Source organism: Sphingobacterium sp. JUb56, assembly GCF_014191365.1.
Taxonomy (GTDB): Bacteria; Bacteroidota; Bacteroidia; order Sphingobacteriales; family Sphingobacteriaceae; genus Sphingobacterium; species Sphingobacterium anhuiense.
In genome coordinates, this window is sequence record NZ_JACHWL010000001.1 from 2,558,441 (window position 1) to 2,580,987 (window position 22,547).

Here is a 22,547-nt window from a genome sequence, read left to right on the forward strand (position 1 = left end):
CTTTTAAATTATATCATTCCTTAACATCTCACAACAGAACACGTAGTCGTCCAAAAACATTACCTTAAATAAGCATGTAAGTGCACAGCAGAGAGCGCAAATCCATGGTTAAAATAGAGCTTTTGTGCTGTGTGATTATCAAAACCGGTATCCAGAACTACTGCATCCATATGTTGAGACGAAGCCAATTCCCTAACATGCGTTAATAATTGGCTGGCAAATCCGCGGCCTCTATAACTTTCTAACGTACATAGATCATCAATATAAATGATATGTCCACTGTGCAGAGTTGTCATGATACGATAACCAATAAAAGCAATAATTTGCTCTTTTTTAAAAATTCCCTTTAACGTATATTTTTCATGGGCAACCATTTCTGTTATACGATCCGACCATTTGCTTTTGGATAAATGGGGTCTCAGTACCAGAGCAACTTCTAAGCACTGTTGCATTTCTAGCGCTGACGGAATAGTTTTAATCTCATACGTATCTTCCATGTTCTATTTTTTTGTAAAATTAAAACACATTTTGAAGAACTAAATAGACCAGATTTCTAATAAAGGACAGCCCAGATCCAAATTACCTGATACTTTTTTTCAAGATTGCACAAGCTTCCATTTGCTCTTTTTCATCTAATGAAGCAAAACCCATTCGAAGTCCGTTTGTTGCAAATAATTCATTTTTATAAAACAGACCATTGTCAATAAAAAGCCCATTTTTTGAAGCATTATCGGATAATTTTACTAGATCGATCGCTTTATCAAAAACGGACCATACCGCTAGTCCTCCCTCCGGAACTTTAAATTCAATTTCATTCGCAAAATGAACCTTGAGCAGTTCGCAGAACATATCCCTTCGAGCCTTATAGATCTTCAATGCTTTTCTATAAAATCTATTCATCTCCCCTTCCTTAAATAACGAAGCAAAAGCTTCCTCCAAAATCGTATCGCCTTGCCTATCGATAAGCTCTCTTAGAACCGTAGCGGCACGAATAAAACTGGATGGCCCAGTCATAAATCCAATACGTAGTGCAGGAGCAAAAGTTTTAGTGACCGATCCGATATAGATAACATTTTCATTATGGTCTATACTGGCTAAAGGCAAAAAAGGTTTATTGGCATAGTGAAAATCAAAGTCATAATCATCTTCAATAATTGCAAATTTATGCGCCTTAGCAAGCATCAGAAATTTCAACCGGCGTTCCATACTCAAAGTAACGGTCGTAGGGCAGTGATGATGGGGAATTAGATAGACTGCTTTTATCTTTTTTTTCTTCAGTATCTTTTCAAGGTAATCGACATCCATTCCATACTCATCCATTGGAACCCTTAACAGCTGGGCACCGGTTTGTTTAAAAATCTCATCAGCCGTGGCGTAATTTGAAACCCCTACTGCAATCAGATCTCCCTGTTCAAGCAGTAGTTGAGCCGATAGATAAATACCCATCTGGCTTCCCTTGGTAATCAGCATATCATCTGCATCAACATTTAATCCACGGGTTGTAGAAAGATAGTCACATAACGACTCTCTTAAATTTTCGGACCCTTTTGCGTTACCATATTTTAAGAAATTACGGCCATAGAATTTTCGGGATATACTTCTGTACTCCCGCATTAATTCATCTATTGGAGCAAGCCTGACATCCGGAAAACCATCATCAATTGCTAATTGCGTTTTTTGATAATTCTTACTTAAAATGGTATGTGTAAACTTATTCGTCCATATAAATGCATCCTGCTTTTCCGTTTGGGTTTTTACTTCATGCCTATCCTTTTTCGTTAGAATAGGCAAACTAGATAAGACATACACGCCTTTTCGTTCCACAGATTCCGTCCAACCCTGACTAATTAATTCTTCATAGGCCAATTTAACTGTATTGCGATCAACGCCGATCAATAACGCCAGATTTCGGGTACTCGGTAATCTATCGGCCGGTTGCAGGGTACCATCTGTTATTAATGCTATAAAATAATTACACACCTGAATATAGAGCGATACAGAAGACGAGCTGTCAATATGTATTAAAGATTTATAAGGCAACATCTGGGCTGTATATTATATATTTTTTGGTATACAAATGTAAGTCAATTTACATCTATTTTTGTCAAAAAAATAAATATGAGCTCACAGAATAAGGAATTAAAAAACCTGCTGGTGATTAATTCAAGTGCAAGAAATAGAAACGCTAAAAGTAGAAATCTCGCCGAAACCTTGATCGGACATTGGCAAAAAATACAGTTAAATACTAAAATTCAACATCGCAAATTGGGAAACCAATCCATACCCCATATCACAGAAGAATGGATCAGCGCAGCATTTAAACCAATAGAAAACAGAACGCAGGATGAATTGAATGCTTTAAAAAAAAGCGATGAATACATTAAAGAATTAAAAGATGCCGATATCATCGTTGTTGCTACACCTATGTACAATTGGTCGATACCCAGTAGTCTAAAAGCTTATATTGATCAAATAGTTCGTATCAACGAAACCTGGAAATACAATCCCGATAATATCCAAAATCCATATATCGGACTCCTAACAAATAAAAAGGTCGTTTTATTACTGACAAGAGGATCTCAGGGATATGAAAAAGGTGGCTATAATGAACATATCGATTTTCAGACCGATTATTTAAAAAGGGTTTTCCATGTCATTGGGATCGATGAAATTCATGTCATAACCCTCGATGGAGCTGCGAATAATCAAGAAGAATACAACAAGAATATAACCATAGCACATCAAGAAACGATTGAGCTTATCGAATCCATTAGCTCTTAATATCGTTATGTAATCCTTGGTTTTAAAGTAAATACATCATTAATAACGTAATTGAAAGCTACTAAAGGCGAAGAGTTGTCCAACAGAAAGAGATGACTTTGATTATCTTATTTTTATTAAAACATCAACGGGCTCTCATTTTTAAAATTAAACAAATACATCCATATTATACGATTACTAGAAAAACGAAAATGTAAGTAAGATCTCGGTTTTTAGTTAGATACAAATGCCCTAAAAGCGCTATAGATAAGGCGCTTTTAAGGCATTTGTATTATGCACCTTCTGTTCAACTGTTAGAAGGACAATTTGCTCTTTATCGATTTATCGCTCTACTAAAGCCTTTACAATTTCTCCATTTTGATCTACAATTTTTGTATCTGTCCTTAATAAAAGGTACCACTTTCTAAAAGTTCCTATGAATACGAGTAACATTAAAAGCATAGCCAAGATAGCCAATGAGGCCAAAAGCATCTGACCTTTAGGGAGATAAATATCTGTAATCTGCAGATATCCGGCCCAGAAAGTGATCGTCGCCATGAATACTCCCGGTAGAGCCGTACATAATGCATATTTACCCCTGTTCATCCGAAGCAGCATGGTGGTACACACAATCAATCCGCAGGCGGCCAGTAATTGATTACTAATGCCAAATAACGGCCAGATACTACTGACATTACCCGTGAACACCAAGTATCCCCAAGAAAGTGTAAACAGAGCACTGCACAACCAAACTCCCGGTTTCCAGTCTTTATCTTTAAATGCCGGAATCACTGAACCCAACATTTCCTGCAAAAAAAAGCGCCCTACCCGGGTACCTGCATCAATTGCTGTCAAGATAAATACCGCTTCAAACATAATGGCAAAATTATACCAATAAGCCATAATATCATCCATAAATGGGACTTTATCAAAAATATGTGCCATACCGACAGCCAGCGAAACAGCACCTCCGGTACGTCCATGCAGATCCACACCAATCCGCTCAATAAAATGAGGCAGATCTACGGTATGAAGATGTGGATGAAGCTTCAAAAATTGCGCATAATCATCCACAGGTGTATTGATCGCAAAATAATCTCCCGGCATTAAGGTACACGCTGCAATTAAGGCCATCAGCGCCACAAACCCTTCGACAAGCATCGCGCCATAACCTACAAAGAGTATTTCTCTTTCTTTACCCAACATTTTGGGAGTAGTACCCGTTGCGATGATCGCATGAAAACCCGAAATAGCACCGCAGGCAATCACTATAAAAATGAAAGGAAGCACAGGCCCACCGATAACCGGACCGCCACCATGAATAAAACTCGTCAGGGCAGGCATCTGCAACGTTGGATGGACAAATATGACACCAACAGCAAGCATCAGTATCGTACCGATCTTCAAGTAAGTCGAAAGATAATCGCGGGGTACTAAAAGAAACCAGATCGGTAGCACGGAAGCAAAAAAACCATAAACTGCGATTGCGATCGAAATCGTCTTCACATCCCAATCAAATAGATCATGGATAACCGGTATTGCCATTAGCCGATGCCCCCCAATAATACCTACGAGCAGTAAAATACCGCCCAATACACTAGCAAGTGTCACCGATCCAGGACGATAACGCATCAGTAACCCCATAAATATAGCTATGGGCATTGTGAGTATGATCGTAAATAAAGACCAGGGTGCTTCATGCATCGCACTTATGCAGGCCAGCGATAGCCCAGCAAGCGTCAGGATCAAGATAAATAAAACCGCAATACCGGCAATACCACCTACGATAGGCCCTATTTCCTTCGCTGCAATAGTGGCCAAACTCTGTCCTTTATGTCGTACAGATGCAAATAGAACGACCATATCGTGAACTCCCCCTCCTAATACACAGCCGATCAAGATCCATAATGTCCCGGGAAGATAACCAAACTGCGCCGCCAGTACAGGTCCAACGAGCGGACCTGCTGCCGCAATAGCTGCGAAATGATGACCAAACAACACTTTACGGTCCGTCTTTACATAATCGTGACCATCGGCAAACTCAACTGCCGGTGTCGCTATGGTATCGTTGAGCCGTAAGACCTTTCTGGAAATAAAAATTCCGTAAAAACGATATGCGATCGCAAAGATCAAAAGCGAAACAAACACCAACGTTAAGGCATTCATATTATCGAGAAATTCAAATGTAGCGACCATAATAAAGGATTGATAAAAAAACAACAAGCAAAAAACAGTCCGTTATTACTAAGCATAACATCTAATTTCAAATACTTTAGCATATTTGTCACCATGTGTTTTCTTGGCTACAAAACGCACACGATCCACCTTACTTGTATTAAAAGAATGTGCTACCTTCCGTAAGAAATTGTCTTTACATTCAATTTTATGCAGCAGACGATCTTTCAGATAGCACTCAACCTGATAATCACTAATGGTCTCAGGCTGCGGACCCCGTACTTGATTTTTCATCGTTCCATTTTCTCCAGAAAGTCTCAGATGCCTATTCAGACCTGTATCAAAAGTAAATTCGATTAAAGACAGCTCTTGTGGGCTTTTCCATTTTAACTCCAAAAACTGCTCACCCGAACTCATCGCCGCACGCCATTGATGTAATTTACCATCGGCAATATCACGGTTTATACCATCGGTTACCAGATTAGCCAAACCACCATCCGATTCACTGCTTGCAGTAATGGATGCCAGCAAAGCCAGATCTTTCTTGTCTAAATTCTTAATATTCAGAATCGCTTGATCCTGTCTCAGCAACAGCTGCTGATATTCCTGCAACTTTTCCTTATTTCCAACAATTTGATTGACTTTCATTTTATTGTTCACCGCAAAAGCCACAGCCGTCCCTATGGCCTGCCCCAATGTTGCGCATGTTGCCATTACCCGTGTTGTAGATAAAGCAACATGGGTAACCGAAATATTTCTTCCGGCCATCACAAGATTATCAACAGAGTTACTATATAAACAGCGCAAAGGAATTGAATATGGACCTTTAAGACCGATAGATCGAAATGGACTTAACGAGGTATCGTCCATCCCTGCAGGGAGATGATCATCCAATGGCCATCCACCATAAGCTACCCGGTCTTCAAAATTTTCCTGCTTAAGCACATCATTCTGTGTCAGAACATAATCACCCTTGATCCGTCTGCTCTCCCGTTTCCCCGGAATAGCCCCATGCCACGACAGTGCCCAATTAGCGGATTCTGGGTGGTTTCCGGAGTTTTTGATGTAGTCCCAGACACCAAATACCACGGCCATGAGGTCATGTCTTATTTTTTGACCGTCCTGAACAATATTTTCCAGTCCTCCCAGCTCAATCCACCAGTATCCATATTCCCAAGAATGAATCTTCCGATGTTTGAAATCTTCAAACTGATACTTCCTCGCCCAGGAAGGTGCCTTAAAAGGCATAGGTCTATCGTGTTCAGTAGATTGAAACAATAAACTGTTTCCCATGGTGATATCATCACGCTTATCCAGACCTAGAGGTTCATTGTATTCAGATTTAGCCTCCCTTCCACGCATGAAATCTGCCGCGGCCAAAGCGGCCAGAGTACCATCACCGGTACAATCTGCGAAATACTGCGCTTTTATATCGTAGATTTCCTCTGTTTGCGAGCAATAAGCTTTGATGGATTCGATACGTTTCCCTTTTCGGACCACCTCATACAATGAAGTATCAAAAAGTAAGGTGATATTGGGGTTTGTCAGCACCTTATCATACATAACATAATCCAACATTTCCCAGCAGCGCTGGGGGTTGATGGCCGCCTCTGTCAGCAAAATTTCTTCCAGAAGTCCAGACTCCCGCCAGACTTGATTTAATTGCGACGCCCCGCAGATATGCATGCGGATTTCTGAACTTGCATTTCCACCTAATCGCGAACGGTTTTGAATGAAGATAACCTTCATCCCATTGCGGGCTGCGGCCAAAGCGGCACAGACACCTGCCATCCCACCCCCTGCAACAAGAAAATCTGTCGTAAGATTTCTTGTCACAAAAACATCCGACGCAATAAATGCACTATGCTCGGCAGCCCCACTTGAAGAATCAGCAGGTTCATCCCTGCTCATACCAAACACCGGGTTTACCAATAGGGCTCCAGACCCGATTCCTAAATTTCTTAAAAATGATCTTCGATTATTTTTCATAATTCAACAGTTTATAAATAAGTTCTTTTTGATTTTGCAATAAAGTTTTACTTTGTGCTTTATCCATTAAAATTTCTTTGGTTCGCAGGTTCGGCTGGCTTAAGCTTCTTAAAACTACCAATTGCAGATGCGGTTTAAGCTTTTCCAGATCTTTCAGCAAGTTATTATACCGTTCGGGATCAGCATAGTAAGCTGCTCCCAATTTTCTCCAGGCATAATGCGGAATATAGTCATCATGTGAAAAAAGTAAACGGACCAAAATCGGCTCTGCCGCAACGACCTGATCACCAGTTAACTTCTCCAGGTAATATTCTTGGTAAGAGGCGTTATTGGATGTTGCGAAAAAATCAGCGAATTGATGTTGTTTATAAACCACATCCAGCTGATTCCGAATCAATTGTTTGATGTTCCCATTCACAATATGCCATAACGCATAGACCGTATATAAAGCCCCGGGCACTGTCACATTTGAAAAGACTTTCAATGTCGGACGAGTTATTGCATCCAGTTCTACCGAATATTTTTGTTCCTTCTTGTCCAGAAACTCTTCCACAGCATAATCCCGGATCGGAGAGAGCGTATCAAGCAAGATTTCCTGTAATAAATCATAATCCGTCTGATCAAAATACTGATGGTCAAATTTGGTAAATACCTGACCTTGGGGAACTGAAAAATGATCATATTCGCCCATCAAATTCCAGAACAGCTCTACTTGAATAGGAAGACATACCTTATCATTGCAAATATCCGTCGCGAGAAAAGTATGATAAAAGTAAGCCGAGGTCTTTTGATCCTGAATCAGATTTACCTGTATTTCAAGGGTGTCATTTACCCGGTATTCAATCGAGACTTCTGGAACAATAGGTTTCTGTTGTCCTTTCGATTGAAAAGACAGCAGAAACAAAAGCAGGATCATCCAATGGTTCATCATAAGCCCCTACCCCTTCCAAAATATTAGTTTTAAGCCCTTCATCAATAGTTGGGATTTTGAATTAAACCACTGGTTAACACCTCCGTTGAAGGAATAGGCCATAAATATTGCTTTGAAGCATCAAACTTCCGAACGGCAATGGTTTTGACTAACCCCTGTTGGTGGAAGGAACTAAAATCAGGTAGACCATCAGCATCTATTGCAGGTGCATTCGGAAGAAACCATTTACCCGTTTTAACCACTTTCGCCAAGAGATCCGCAGGATCCAAAAGACCATAGTTTGATTTATTCAGAGCTTTCTCCGCTAATTTCCAGCGGATCAGATCCATGTAGCGTAATCCCTCTAGCGCAAATTCCATCCTTCTTTCCGTTCGTAAAGCCTTTCTTAAACTCAGTTGATCGGCAGCTTTTACAGCAGGGTAATCTGGCGAATGAAATTCGACACCATAAGCCCGCGCTCGGACCATATTGATCGCGTCCGCAACACTTTGATCGATATCATTTAATTCAATCTTAGCTTCGGCATAGATTAATAACACATCAGCATATCGGATAATAATATTATCCGGTTCCGTTTGCCAGCTATTTAACAACCAATCACTGTCCACACCTTTTCGCCAGACCAGACCATTAAAAGATGCATATTGAGCATTCACACGATTATCATTATTGACCACCATTTTACCCGTTGAAATTTTCAGTACATTGACAGCCTCAGGATGTGGTGTGTAGATATAATCAAGCAACGGTTCATCAAAAGCGGCAATGGTTTCTTTGCATCTAGGATCCCGGTTGATAAACGGATTTGAAGGAACAAATAGCGGTGATTTATCCACCTCTAATCCGTCTGTGCACGTGAATGCAAATAACAGATCCCAGGAAGGATCTTTCGCAGCCCAACCACCGGAATTGCGTGAAATAAAATTCTGACGATCGCCCAAAGCAACTTTTAAAGCAATAGATCTGGGTAATAAAAAGATACTTTCGGCTGATTTTTTTGTCGAAGACAGAAAAAGATTCGCAAAGCTCGGATGCAGGCTGTACTGTTTGAGATCCATACAGGCTTTCGCCGCATCGCTTGCAGTCGCAAAGTCCCCCCTATATAAGGCTATTCGGCTTTTCATCGCCATAGCCGCCCCTTTTGTCGCACGCTGCAGTTCCGTACTGGTGTTCTTTAATTTTAAATTTGCGATGGCATAGTCAAAATCTTCATATATTTTCTGCAGGACGAACTCAGGTGTTGACTGTTTCAGGTTTTTCGCCTGCTCAATATCCAAGATATCGTCGGTATAGATCACATGTCCAAAGTGGCTCAACAAAGTCGAATACATACATGCCCGCACGAATCTAGCCTCAGCAACAAAAATGCTCAACTGCTCCGGAGATAGTTTATCTTTCGCCCTGTCGGCTCCTTTGATAATCGTGTTTGCGCGGGCAATCGCTTTATACGTATCCAGCCACCAGGTCTTAATAAAGGCAGACTGACCATTCAATGTCGCATTGGTCACCTCTGTCAAACCATCTCGATAGATCCAGTCATCCGTCCAGTCGTCCAGATCTTTTTTCCAGAATACCTCTTTATAAAGTCCGTTCAAAGACATTTCCAATTCTTCCGGTGTACTATTCCACGTTTCGCTCGACCCATCGGATAAAGGATTAAGATCAAGTGAGTGACAACCCTGCAACAGGATAAAACCACAAATCAAGAGAACTATATTTTTCATAATGATGATTTAAAATTTTAATGATAACCCCAGTAAAAATGAGGTCGTGATGGGGTAAGCAAAACTTGTCAATTCCGGATCCCAGCCTTTAGGATATTTATTAGCGGTAAACAGATCGCTGATTGTTCCCGAAATCCCAAGCCCCTTGATTTTATATTTGGTCAATAAACCAGTAGGGATATTATAATTAACTCCAATTGTTTTTAATCTGAAATAACGGCCGTTAAACAACCAAAAATCTGACATCGCGTAGTTATTATTAGCAGAAGTGTTAGAATAACGGGGGTATCGCGCAGCACTGTTTTGTTCTGCGGTATTATAATTGGACCAGGTCTCCCCATCTAAAATCATAGGAAAATTTCCCCAGTTTTGTTGATAAGGTTGCACCATATCGGTTGTAAGGCGCACATGCTGTTTGCCCACCCCTTGAAATACAAAAGAAAAACTCAAATCTTTATATCCAATATTCACCATACCGCCGTACATATAGCGTGGTAGAGATCCTCCGAGCAGTACCCGATCATATTCTGGCGATATTTTCCCATCCGGTACCCCTTCTGGACCCGAGATATCGCGGTATCGTACATCCCCAGCTTTGACATTCGCATTCAGCACAGCCGAATTGCTCACCTCTTCCTGTGTCTGGTACAGTCCGTCAGACACGTAACCATACCACTCATTAAATTGACTTCCCTGGATTTTAATTTGATCACCTAAAAATTCTGTTCCTCCCAGATCTCCCATTACCGATTTAAAATCCGAGAGATTAACATTTACGCCATAACTAAAATCGCCTACCCTATCCTTCCACCCCAATACCAGCTCCCAACCTTTGGTATGCATCTTACCCGTATTTTGATTTGGGTTATCAAATCCGATGTACTGCGGGATCTGCAGTTCCAGTAACATATCATTGGTAATCTTCTTATAATAATCAAAAGTAAAATTTAACCGATTACTGAAACCGACGTAATCCAGTCCAACATCAAAAGATTCTGTTTTCTCCCACGAAATATCACGGATGGCATACTGCCATTGTGCCGCCGATTGCGCAGAAACGACTTCATTGCCTTTATAGAATAAGGAGCTGTTTTCAAATTTTAACAATGCCTGATAGGGATAATTACCGATACGTTCGTTTCCTAAAGTACCATAAGAGGCCCTGACCTTTAAAAAATCAATCCATGAAATATCCTTTAAAAAATTTTCCTGACTCACAGTCCAGCCGACAGAAAAAGAAGGGAAAGTACCCCAACGGTATTGCGGAGCAAAGCGTGAAGAACCATCGTAACGCACATTGGCCTGCACAAAATATCTATCGTCAAAATTGTACATGATACGTCCAAAATACGAGCGGTAGGCATTTTCGTAAGCCCCACCGGCATTATCCCTGAATTCGAGCGGACCTAAGTTCAGGTAAGGATAATTGGTCAATAAATACTGATCTCTTGAGGCAGACAAATTCTCATTAAAATAATAGTAGGATTCATATCCAGCCAGCACATTGAAATTATGTTTTTTAATGCTTTTTTGATAATTAGCTAAAAATTGCGCGGTATATTCATAGCTTTCGATGCGGCTTTCATCCAGATTAGTTTGGTTATATCCATTGATGAAACCAATATTTTGAGCAGGATTGTTCCAGGCGGTATAGGGAACTTTTTTGGTAAACAGTTTCGATTTATCGAAATTTAAAAGTGGCGAAAACACACCCGTCAATTTCAGTCCTTCCAAAGGTTTGACATCCAGAGCCAATTTACCGGCGATCTGATTGTACTGGTAGTTTTTAAAGCCCCCCTGAGTGAGCATGCCGTAGATATTGTCACCATCTTTGCCCGAGGCTACGCGCCCGTCCTGCCACTGCCCTGCGTATATAGGAGCAGTTATACCGATACGGTACATAGGGTCTATGGAAGGGTTTTCGTTGATGCTGCGTTTAAAATTGATATCAATAATCGATGAAATAAAATCATTGATCTTCACGTCATTGTTCACACGTGCAGTGATCCGTTTATAATTGCGGTCCATATATAGGCCATCGGCATGGTCATATCCAAGAGAAAAACGTGTACGCAATGCTTTTCCTGCACCGGTTACCGAGAGCAGATGCGACTGCCGGGGAGCCGAATTTTTCAGAATCATTTTTCTCCAGTCTGTCATGGGATACTGGTCCGGGTTTTCAGCATTATTTTGTCGATAATTATCGATCATATCTTTGCTATAGATCGGGTATTTATTTTCATTGTTGTTGTTATCGTTCCAGCGCAACTCGTTACTTAATTGTAGATACCTCACTGCATCTACATAATCCGGCAATTGCGTAGGTTTTTCAAAACCATATTCGCCGTTATACTCCAGCGCGACTTTCCCCTCTTCACCGCGCTTTGAAGTAATCAAGATCACCCCGGCGGCCGCCCTTGCCCCATATATAGAAGCTGAAGCCGCATCTTTCAATACCGTTATGTTCTCGACATCATTTGGATTGACGGCATTCATGTCGGCAATCGGAACACCGTCCAATATAATAAGCGGGTTCATTCCCCCTTCAGTAATCGTTGTAATCCCCCGTACCCGTACTTGAGCCGTACTACCCGGCGCATTATTGGATCGGGTGACCATCACACCCGGCACCGATCCCTGCAGTGCTTGCGACAGCTGTGTGGATTTACGTACCTGGATATCCTTGCCCGATACCGTCGAAACAGCTCCTGTCAGATCCTTTTTCTGAACAGATCCGTAACCGATGACCACAACTTCGTCAATGGTACCTGTATTGGTTTTCAATCGGATAAGAATCGCATTTTTACTACTTGAGGTCGCTACAAAATGTTTGACAGAATCAGCAGCATAACCTACATGATGCCCATAAATGGAATAGCTCTCCCCTTCTACCAAGGGGCTCAAGATGAATAATCCGTCATGATCAGCAACAAAATTCCATTTCTTGTTCGTTTTCTCATGAATGAGATCGATGGTAGCACCGGGTAACGAATTTCCCTCGGCATCCACAACTTTGCCGCTAACTTTCAGGTTGGACTGGGCAAATCCTACAGAAAAGTATAGAAATAGCTGTCCCATTAGCATTAATTTGATTAAAATATGCTTCATAATTTTAAGTATTGGTTATTAAAAATTAAAAACTGGTCGTTTTATTTTTTAGGTATAATTAAGGGTTGATTTCCTAATTTGGACCCTCCTTTCTTGCTGAATTGCTTAAGGTGACGATTCCATTATCAAGACGGAACGAGCAACCATTTAATTGACAGAAATTAGTTAAGAATTTTTCAAGAGGCTCTTTTCTGTTGAGGCTTCCTGTAAATGAATTGGATCGTAATTCCGCACTTTCACAGATAATAGACACTTCATATAAGTTTTCAATCACCTGGAGAAGCTGCGTATTTTTGGTTTGGCTGAATTCAACGGATTGACTGGTCCAGGCGACATTGGCATTAAAACTTGGAATAAGCTCCCTTAGTTTTTTATCTACTCGTGCTAAACGGGATTTTTCCAAAACCTTAGCCGACATTTTGGTCATTGTATGCAACCTCAGATCAACTTTCACCTCTTCATTCCCATTCAGGTATACAAGATCTTGTGGTCGCGCATCAAACAGGCCGACCGATACCTTACCCTCCAAAAGTTTAATCAAAATATTTTCATCCGCTTGGGGATCGACACTAAACACTGTTCCCAGCGCCTTCGTTACATAGCCCCTATAATTAACCGTAAAAGGAGCCTTTGGATTTTTATGGACTTTATAAATCACCTTTCCCTGCACCTGCTTAATCTCACGGTTCCCTTCCTCATTGAGCACATAACTGATCTTCGCATGTGGATACAGAATAGCGATAGAGCTATCAGGAAGTTGCATATCGATGGTATAATGATGACTGTTTTCATACCAGGATAACATAGATTTGTTGACAGCCTCCTCTTGTATATTCGGGGAGAAGATATACAGCAGCGAAAATAGACATAACAAGACCGCCGCGCTAGATGCCCATATCCAGTATGTTATTTTTCGAGTTTTTCGCTCCACCGGAGGATCTATCGCATACACCTTTTGGAGAACTTGTTGATGAACCCTGGAAAGATCAGGAATTGGAATACGTGCGCGCGCACCTTCTTCTTCCGCCTCTAGAATTTGTGAGATCCATTGCTGAAGCAGAACAGGATCCACCTCATTCAGCTCATCAAAAAATGCTTCATATTCCTTTAAGTCGAGTGTATGATGAATATACTCCGCTAGCTTATTTCTAAAAAAATGTCCTTTCAAAACAGTTTATAATTAGTCGAATACATTGCTGTATTTAACTCTCTATACGTCTGTCAGAAAGAAACACACTATTGGCATTTCAATTATTTTTAAAATTTAAATAGTAAAGTGGCCAAAAAGCTGATTATAGCCTCATTTCGGTAGTTTTTTTGAATATATTCTTTTATATCTTTAAGTGCACTGACCAGTTGATTGCTAACAGTAGAAACCGAAATATCGAGTTCTTCGGCTATTTCTTTATAGCTTTTTTCATGAAATTTATTGAGGATCAAAATTTCCTTCCGCTTTGGACTCAACGAATCAATTGCCTTTGCTAAAATGTCCTGCGTATCTTTTAAATAAATATGTTCCTCTGTATGATAATACAATTCTACTGCCGACACCCACAGCTCCATTTGTAATGACTTATCACGCTGCACCTTGCGAAAAAAATCTATAGCCAAATTATCCGAAATATGATTGAGGAAAGAGGTGAAACCTTTAGTGGGATCGATCTTAGCGCGGTTCACCCACACTTTAGTAAATACATCCTGCAAGATTTCTTCTGCTACAACTGGATCTTTTACCAATTTGATCAGCCGCACATAGATCTTTGGAGAATATTGAAAATAAATAGCATTAAATGAAGCTAAATCCCCATCTTTCAATTTTTCGAGTGTTGCTAGTTCTTTTGGAGACATCACTATTGGTTTAACATTTAATTGGCATGAACGTTAAAGTCAAAGTAAAGATAAATTTTTCAAAATAAAAACATTAGGGGTATACATTATTAAAAAAGTATCTTCTTAATATAAAAGCGCAAAACAAAACGGTGAGATCTTATCCCTTATTCTTTATGAACTTCACGATACGCTCACTTGCAGTGTCACAGAAGTCAAGACCTGAATAATCCGGATTCAGCCCGCCAATAAATGGTACAGCCATAATAAATAGATTTTTAGTAGCACTTCCAAAAGCATCAAGTGCCTGAAAATGGTCATTAATACTCAGTCCCTTTACCTGCATATAAAAATTGTTAGTACTGCTTTTCACATGATAACCCTTTTCGTTAAAATACTTCTCCCCTTCAGCCCTATTCTTAAAATTCAGGTATCCTGTACTGATCAGACCCTCGTTTTTGATCCCTTCAAACGGCATGTCATTAAATTCCAATGGTTGTTGTCCTGTACCGTCAACATATAATTGATAATGCGTTTTCTTTTGTTTACCCTCAGTGTCCATGTAGCTATAAATGGCACCGAAATCATGATGAGGGTCTACCTGACTTGCTTTATCGACTTGAATATGGTCAATGACACCAGCTTCATATAAAGCAATAATTTCTCTGTAGGATTCCTGAGGCAAAGAAGCAATGATTACGCTGATGAGCGGCATTAAAACCCTCCGCAACCGGAGCATATCTTCTGCAGAGAAGTGTTTAGCAGGATAGTTCATGGCATAGCTGAAAGCAGCCAGTTTTTCCTTCCAGGATATCGACTGCCTTCTGTCAATGGATTTTTTTGCTTCGAGATATTCCGCTCTAAAAAGCGTAAAACTGTCAAGTTCATTTCGGATGCGCAGCATTTCTTCCACAAACTCCTCAATCGTCATTTCTTTTATCTTTTCATAAAAAGCAGGATCACTTTTCTGCAACGGACATTTGAAATTTCGCTCAAAAACGTAATCAAGATCTACAAAACCGTCATTTTTCTCTTTGTATTCATAAATCTCATCCAGTGTCATGGACCAGGATACCGCATAAGGCTCCTCTTCCGAATGAAAACGCAGTGCAGGTAGATAACCACCTGTCGAAAATAAATGGATCGAAAAATTGGGCGATTCTTCATGCAGCACATAACTCACCTGATCATTCTCAACGATATAACGGCCGTTCAGACGAGATAATGTCTTTACGGCATCGACAGCAGTAAGAGAAGCACCCTTAATAGCGACCGGAAAGTTAGTCATTTGATCAAATTTAGTAGGTGGATAGGGAGAATCGTACCACCCTTTTATCTTTCCTTCAAAAGTTTCGGGCCAATAATGCCCGGTACAGATAACAACCATTTCAGCTTCATATTCATCATCAGTGGCCGTAAATACGGAGTAAAATTCATTTGCCCTATCATACACCAGATCAATCACTTCGGTCTCGGTAAAAACCTCCACCTTTATTTTACGCTTGATGGCCAAGGCTATGTATTGGTGAAATTGATTTTCAAGATAATCCCCTAAAAGAAGCCTTGGTAAAACCTGGTAGGGATTCGATTTACCATGCGCATAGTAATCCGGAAAATCAGTTCCAGTATAACGTGACAGATAAGTCGGGACGTCGTCAATTAATGCTGGAATTTCGTTGGCCGAAACATTGGCCAAGTGTTCCTTACGGGCCCCATATTTACCATAAGGCATTCCAACTCCCAAACGTTCATTTTTTTCGAAAATGGAGATATGTTCAACCGCAAGATTTTGGTTGACAATCTCCTTTAACATAAATAAAGCGGCTGGCCCCCCACCGATCAGCGCAATGGAACTTAATTTTTGATTGTCCATACAATTTAAGGCTATTGATTAATTTTACACGTCAACTTTCTACTGATTTTACTTTCCATCAAATATGCTATCGGCATACTGTGGAAGGTCGATTTTTACATTGTGTCCTACAGGTCACTTTCATTTTCCCATGAGCTTAAATAATATTCTCCGAATGATCGATCCTGATGATCCAAGTATTATGCTCTCCGACAATTTTTCCATGAGGAAACCTTAAAAAAAGGTAGTCTCGCTCTCCTCCTCATTCATGTTGAATAAAAGAGCATATGGTCCAAATTTCAGCTCGACTATTGTTTCGCTAAAATTTTAAAAATAGATCCTTTCCGGAAAATACCTCAATTCTTATAAACACCGCATCGCATATTCGCAAGGATAACAACGTATCGCTAGCAAAGTTCTGCTAACGGTAAAATCAAGTATTTGTGTGAAGCCAACAGGCATAAACCACCTATCCCAATAGTTTATACTTATTACAGCATCATTTTCTGCATTCCGATAACTTCGTTCCTAATTTTCACCCCAGCGATCAGATCTGGCACCTGCAATAGATTGTTGCACTTAGGTATCCAGACCCATTCGGTTCATAACAATGAATTTATACAAAAAAAACATTTAAATTTACTAAAACCCCTAGCCTTGCGACTCTAATTTTGTACTGTAATTTAAAACTATTGAAAAAATAAATCGATATAAATCAAAACAGATATGAAGACAAATAATTCTTCGGTCGCCTATGCTTTACTGCGAGTAGCAATGGGTGTCAATATGCTGGGACACGGCTTAGCACGTATTCCAAAACTTGATGCTTTTAGTGATAACATGGTGACCAATTTTCAAAAAAGCTGGCTTCCTTCCCTTTCGATCAAAATATTCGGACTGGCTTTGCCTTTCGCAGAATTCCTCATTGGATTACTGCTCATCATTGGTTTATTTACATATCGCACAAGTGTTGCTGGTGCTATCCTTATTATTTTATTACTATTTGGAAGCAGCACTATTGAAAATTGGGAAGCAATGGGTATACAAATGATTTATGCCTTGTTTTTTTACCAATTGATTACCAAAATAAATAATAACAGTTATGCCGCAGACCACTTATTTAAAAACAAAATTAGACAAAATGAAAGCAATAGGATTTAAAAAATCATTACCGATCAACGAAGCAGAAAGCTTCATTGAATTTGAAAAAGAAATAATTCCACCAACAGGACATGATATTTTAGTAAAAATCGAGGCCATCTCCATCAACCCGGTCGATTATAAAATTAGACAGGGTGCCGCAAAAGACAACGTCTTGAACGAACCAAAAATCATTGGTTGGGATGCTGTAGGTACTGTGGAAGAAATTGGAGATAAAGCAACGCTTTTCAAAAAAGGAGATCATGTTTTCTACGCAGGAGACATTACAAAAGACGGTTCCAATCAGGAGTATCAACTGGTGGACGAGCGCATTGTTGGCTTTGCTCCACAAAAGATAAGCGTTGCAGAAGCTGCTGCAATGCCTTTAACGGCGCTTACGGCCTACGAAATTTTGTTTGACCGTTTACGACTGGATCCTGACAAAGACAAAGGTAAGTCCATATTGATTATCGGCGGTGCAGGTGGCGTGGGTTCCGTGGCCATACAATTGGCTAAAAACATCTTAGGATTACAAGTTATTGCAACAGCATCGAGACCAGACACAATTGAATGGTGCAAAAAACTTGGAGCAGACTATGTTGTGAACCACAAAGATTTAGTGAACGAAGTAAGAAATACCGGTTTTGATTCGGTAGATATTATTGTAGATTTTATAGATGTAAATCAATATTGGGATGCGATGGTGGCACTCATCAAACCACAGGGAAAAATAGGTTCAATCAGCGATCCTACAGAACCGGTAAACCTCCGTCAGCTAAAAGGCAAAAGTGTCAGCTTTCATTGGGAGCTCATGTTTACACGCTCCATGTTTCAAACAGAAGACAGGATAGAACAGCATCATATTCTCAACAAAATTGCCCAACTCTTAGATGCCCGGACTTTACAGTCAACCCTTAATACGACCATAGAAGGATTTACGGCAGATAACCTAAAAGAGGCGCACCGTCTATTGGAAAGTGGGAAAACAATCGGTAAAGTAGTACTAAAATTTTAACCCGAAATACAGATTACCCCAGCTTTATCACAATAGCATCAATAAAATATTTACAAAACGAAATAAAATGTTTACAAAACTTTTCGAATCCTATATCCTGAAAGGGATAGCATTAAAAAACCGTTTCCTGATGGCTCCTATGACACGCTCAAGGGCATCACAACCCGGCGATATTCCCAATGCTTTAATGGCAACATACTATGCCCAAAGAGCATCTGCAGGACTTATCATCACAGAAGCTACCCAAGTTTCTTTACAAGGAAAGGGCTATGCAAAAACACCTGGAATTTATACCCAAGAACAAATTGAAGGTTGGAAATTAACAACAAAAGCCGTACATCATGCCGGTAGCAAGATCTTTTTACAACTGTGGCATGTTGGAAGAGTTTCATCTTCCAAAGTTAACGGATTACAGCCTATTGCACCATCGGCATTAATAGCAAAAGATACGAATGTTTATATATTTAATGGTGCACCCAATGGAGATGCTACTTTTGTACCTGTCGAAGAACCAAGAGAAATGACGCAAGAAGATATGGAGGTGGTCATTCAAGAATTTGCACAAGGAGCAAAAAATGCAATAGAAGCTGGTTTCGACGGAATAGAAATTCACGGGGCTAATGGTTATTTGATTGACCAGTTTTTACGGAGCAACTCCAATCAAAGAATCGATGCGTATGGAGGTACCCAAGAAAACAGGATTCGATTATTAATTCAGATTACCAAAGCTGTAATTATGGCTGTAGGCAAAGAAAGAACAGGCGTTCGTCTTTCTCCGTTCATTACTTTTAAGGATATGGACGATGTCGAAATACTTGATACGATTATGTTAGCCGCGGCGGAATTAAATAAATTAGATATTGCCTACATCCATCTCTGTGAAGCAGATTGGGCAGATGCACCCTTAATTCCAGAAATATTCAGATTAGAGTTGAGAAAAAAATTCACAAATACCATCATCGCAACAGGAAATAAAACTCCTGAAGAAGGAGAAAAACTATTAGCAGACAATTTGGTTGACTTAATAGGTTTTGGAAGGAAATTTTTAACAAATCCGGATTATCCGCAACGTGTTAAATTGGAAGCTCCCTTAAATGACATATCAGACAATCATACTTTATTTGGAGGAGGCGATGCCCGAGGATACACAGATTATACATTTATGAACTGATTCTTACGAGCTGGATAGAAGGAGAAAAAAGGTTATTGTGATTACAAAAGTGGAAGCATCCCTACTTCCACTTTTGTGCTTTTAGAAAGCTGTAATCAGGCCAAAAGTAAGATTGCGCCCCGGATTATAGACACCCAATGAGAGGTCATGATGATCTAATCTGCCGGGTCTCAGACGGCTCAATGCATCGTAATATTTTTTATCAAGCAAATTATTTCCAGCAACATACGTTTGTATATTTAATCCCCTGATCTTAAACGTCGTTCCTAAAGAGGCATTTAACAAAGTATATCCCGACACACTGGTTTCAAATTCACGGTCTACGCGTCGCTGCGCAAAAAAGTTATCAATGCCGACTTTCAAATAGCTGGCCGACAGTCCTTTTATTTCCGGGCTATATTTCAGGCTATTTTTGAACTGTCCTGCTGGAATAAAAGGTAAAGGTCTATCCAGGGTTTTATTTTTAGCATACGTGTACGAGAAAATATTGTTAAAAGTAAGATAACGGAATAAGGTTATATTAAAATCTCCTTCAAATCCATGCAGCTGTGCATCAACCTGACCATACCGGTAAATTGCCATCCCATCAGCTGTTTCATCACCAGGCCGTGATGAAATGTAGATATAATCTTTGATCAGGTTAGAATAAAGACTGATACTTCCATTGAATATACCCCGATCGTAGTCTACACTGATATCCGCCTGATAACTTTTTTCGGGCTTCAGAGCCGTATTACCGATTTCATACCGGAAGGTTCCCTCATGGACACCATTTGAACTAAGTTCTGCCGGATTGGGAGATCGAAAAGCATTCCCTAAATTGGCTTTTAGATTAATATACGGACTCAATTGATGCGTTAGACCCGTAGCAAAACTAACGTTCGAAAAATGATTTTTATACTTTTCAAACGTTTCGCCATCTTTGACATATCCATCACCATCATTGACACGATAATCATAGCGCACACCAGCATTAACAGTCGTGTTATCCCAGGTCTTTTTAAGATACCCAAAAGCCCCCGCTCCAAAACTCTGGTAATCGGGAAGCAAAAACTCAGCCCCTTTATTGGAATTTTTAGCATGTTCGGCACTGATCCCAAAAGCTGGCTGCCATCCCTGAAATTCATTGACAGTATACTTCGCATCAAGGGTTAATGTATGTAGATCCAAAAAGAGATTGGGAACAGGATTATCATGTTCTCGACGCTGGTTGTTCTGATAACCAAGATCAAATTTTAATGATCCCTGATCTAAAATAAGCTGATTATTCCAGGAAAGCTTTGTATGTCGGATATCCTGCTTCGGAAACTCCAGGCTTCTATTTTTAAAATCTCGATCCGTAAAACGATTCCCTGTAGCATCGATATAATTACCCTGGCTATCAAAAGCAGGTTCATAAAATCCAATATTATTGCGAAAAAAAGATGCGTTTACATGGGAATAACCCCAAGATTTATTAAGCCCAAACATGGCGCTGAAATTCGTTTCATTAAAACCTGAATTTGGAAAATAACCTGTAGGAGTCTTGAATGAATAAGCATTTTTATAAGTTCCTCTTCCTCTCCAGACAAATCCATTTTGATTACCTGTCAACATAGCAGAACTGGCACTTAATCCGCCATTGGTCGAATAATTGGATAATACCTCGCCTTTAACTTCCCCACTTTGCGGAACAAGGGGCTCCAAAAAATTGATCACTCCTCCTAGTGCATCGGATCCATACATCAAAGATGCTGCACCCCGCAATACTTCGACACGATCTGCACCATATTGATCGATCTCGATCCCGTGCTCATCGCCCCACTGATTGCCCTGCTGCTTGACCCCGTTGCTGATCGTCACAACCCGGTTGGATGATAGCCCCCGGATTACAGGTTTCGCGATAGATGATCCAGTCGTAATCGCCGCTACCCCAGGCACTAGCCTCGCCAAACCTTCTATTGCATTCGTCGCTGGCTCCAATAATTGCTGTTTGCCCACAACAGCGATTGAAGTGCTATTTTTTTTACTGCTTGAGCTGATCGCTGCACTCGTTACAATGACTTCATCGAGCGTTAAATTGCTCGGACTTAATGGAATTGAAAGTACATCATGACTATTCAAATCAATTTTAAAACTTCGCGTCTGGTAACCGACACCGCTAAATTCCACCAAATGTTGCCCCTTATATTTCGGGGGGATGATAAACCCACCGTTCTGATCCGAAACGAGCTCCAGCTTAAGGTCCGGTACTTTAATAGTAATCCCTGCTATCGGCGCCCCCTTTTTGTCATCCAAAATGCGCCCGGTATGCTTGCTGTCCGTCTGCCCGTAACTATTAAACGTAGCAATAACAGACAAAGCAAAAAATAAAAATTTCTTCATCCTATATATTCATTACTTCATCATTATTAGCAATGACAAAGCATTTTAAAATCGTAAAAAACCAGAAAATGAAATAGTGCTACCGCACCATAGTAATATAATTGATAAAGATTGGGGGACCGCGCGGGAAGGTCGAAACTAAAGACTGGGAAATTTCATAAAGATCGATTGGAAATTTCCATAAAACACCCCACAGTGTAAAAAATGGATTTAGGTTATGATAAACAGGCCCTTCGGAAAACTCAAAAAGATAATCAGAACTAAAGGTCCGAATTTCATTCTCACTATGGTGATCATTCCCCTTCTTTGTAATCGGATAAGGATGCTTATGCTGTATAACTTCACCCGATTTTAGAACATGGATATGTAGAAAAAATATACTACAGACAATCCAATAGAGATACAAAAAAACGATAAGATTCGTTTTTAAACTTCTAGATTGGATCTGTTTATGTATCAGCACAAGGCAAATATACTAAAAAGTGTAATAG

15 protein-coding genes are annotated in these 22,547 nt (G+C 40.1%); 4 read left to right on the forward strand and 11 right to left on the reverse strand.

All coding sequences use genetic code 11. From position 1 onward, the window contains the following. Positions 1-59: 59 nt before the first annotated feature. Both FHR29_RS10750 and FHR29_RS10755 read right to left on the reverse strand, forming a co-directional pair. Positions 60-497 (reverse strand): GNAT family N-acetyltransferase, encoded by a 438-nt coding sequence (locus tag FHR29_RS10750; protein WP_183914521.1) that lies wholly within the window; start codon positions 495-497, stop codon positions 60-62. Between the two features lie 82 nt (positions 498-579). Next, the gene (locus FHR29_RS10755; protein ID WP_183914523.1) at positions 580-2,043 is read right to left on the reverse strand and encodes a PLP-dependent aminotransferase family protein; all 1,464 of its coding nucleotides are present in this window, start codon (positions 2,041-2,043) and stop codon (positions 580-582) included. Positions 2,044-2,118: 75 nt separating this feature from the next. On the opposite strand from FHR29_RS10755, the gene FHR29_RS10760 reads away from it, so the two are divergent. Continuing rightward, positions 2,119-2,781 carry an FMN-dependent NADH-azoreductase gene (locus FHR29_RS10760; protein WP_183914525.1) on the forward strand — a complete coding sequence of 221 codons (663 nt, stop codon included), beginning with the start codon at positions 2,119-2,121 and terminating at the stop codon, positions 2,779-2,781. 321 nt (positions 2,782-3,102) lie between these two features. Here the strand turns inward: FHR29_RS10760 and FHR29_RS10765 are convergent, their stop codons facing one another. From FHR29_RS10765 to FHR29_RS10800, 8 genes are all read right to left on the reverse strand, one after another. Then, positions 3,103-4,956 carry a carbon starvation protein A gene (locus FHR29_RS10765; protein WP_260292040.1) on the reverse strand — a complete coding sequence of 618 codons (1,854 nt, stop codon included), beginning with the start codon at positions 4,954-4,956 and terminating at the stop codon, positions 3,103-3,105. 48 nt (positions 4,957-5,004) lie between these two features. Beyond that, positions 5,005-6,924 carry an FAD-dependent oxidoreductase gene (locus FHR29_RS10770; RefSeq protein ID WP_183914527.1) on the reverse strand — a complete coding sequence of 640 codons (1,920 nt, stop codon included), beginning with the start codon at positions 6,922-6,924 and terminating at the stop codon, positions 5,005-5,007. Continuing rightward, positions 6,914-7,855, reverse strand: coding sequence for a hypothetical protein (locus tag FHR29_RS10775; protein WP_183914529.1), 942 nt, complete (start codon positions 7,853-7,855; stop codon positions 6,914-6,916). Before FHR29_RS10775 ends, FHR29_RS10770 begins: the two co-directional genes overlap by 11 nt. A 41-nt stretch (positions 7,856-7,896) precedes the next feature. Continuing rightward, on the reverse strand, positions 7,897-9,579 hold the full coding sequence (locus FHR29_RS10780) for a RagB/SusD family nutrient uptake outer membrane protein (RefSeq protein WP_183914530.1): 1,683 nt from the start codon (positions 9,577-9,579) through the stop codon (positions 7,897-7,899). 9 nt (positions 9,580-9,588) lie between these two features. After that, positions 9,589-12,687 (reverse strand): TonB-dependent receptor, encoded by a 3,099-nt coding sequence (locus FHR29_RS10785; RefSeq protein ID WP_221197840.1) that lies wholly within the window; start codon positions 12,685-12,687, stop codon positions 9,589-9,591. A 73-nt stretch (positions 12,688-12,760) separates the two neighbouring features. Next, complete coding sequence (locus tag FHR29_RS10790) at positions 12,761-13,855, reverse strand: FecR family protein (RefSeq protein WP_183914532.1); 1,095 nt, start codon at positions 13,853-13,855, stop codon at positions 12,761-12,763. 89 nt (positions 13,856-13,944) lie between these two features. Continuing rightward, complete coding sequence (locus tag FHR29_RS10795) at positions 13,945-14,535, reverse strand: RNA polymerase sigma factor (RefSeq protein WP_183914534.1); 591 nt, start codon at positions 14,533-14,535, stop codon at positions 13,945-13,947. 139 nt (positions 14,536-14,674) lie between these two features. Beyond that, positions 14,675-16,387, reverse strand: coding sequence for an FAD/NAD(P)-binding protein (locus FHR29_RS10800; RefSeq protein ID WP_183914536.1), 1,713 nt, complete (start codon positions 16,385-16,387; stop codon positions 14,675-14,677). A gap of 705 nt (positions 16,388-17,092) precedes the next feature. On the opposite strand from FHR29_RS10800, the gene FHR29_RS10805 reads away from it, so the two are divergent. The 3 genes from FHR29_RS10805 to FHR29_RS10815 all read left to right on the forward strand — a co-directional run bounded on the left by FHR29_RS10805 (position 17,093) and on the right by FHR29_RS10815 (position 19,692). Then, positions 17,093-17,527 carry a DoxX family membrane protein gene (locus FHR29_RS10805; RefSeq protein WP_183914538.1) on the forward strand — a complete coding sequence of 145 codons (435 nt, stop codon included), beginning with the start codon at positions 17,093-17,095 and terminating at the stop codon, positions 17,525-17,527. Next, the gene (locus FHR29_RS10810) at positions 17,508-18,521 is read left to right on the forward strand and encodes a zinc-binding alcohol dehydrogenase family protein (RefSeq protein WP_183914540.1); all 1,014 of its coding nucleotides are present in this window, start codon (positions 17,508-17,510) and stop codon (positions 18,519-18,521) included. The genes FHR29_RS10805 and FHR29_RS10810 overlap by 20 nt, the downstream gene beginning before the upstream one ends. A gap of 67 nt (positions 18,522-18,588) precedes the next feature. Beyond that, a complete protein-coding gene (locus FHR29_RS10815; protein WP_183914542.1) occupies positions 18,589-19,692 on the forward strand; it encodes an alkene reductase in 1,104 nt (367 codons plus the stop codon). 81 nt (positions 19,693-19,773) lie between these two features. Here FHR29_RS10815 and FHR29_RS10820 read toward each other — a convergent pair whose 3' ends face one another. Continuing rightward, on the reverse strand, positions 19,774-22,056 hold the full coding sequence (locus FHR29_RS10820) for a TonB-dependent receptor (protein ID WP_183914543.1): 2,283 nt from the start codon (positions 22,054-22,056) through the stop codon (positions 19,774-19,776). Positions 22,057-22,547 lie beyond the last annotated feature (491 nt).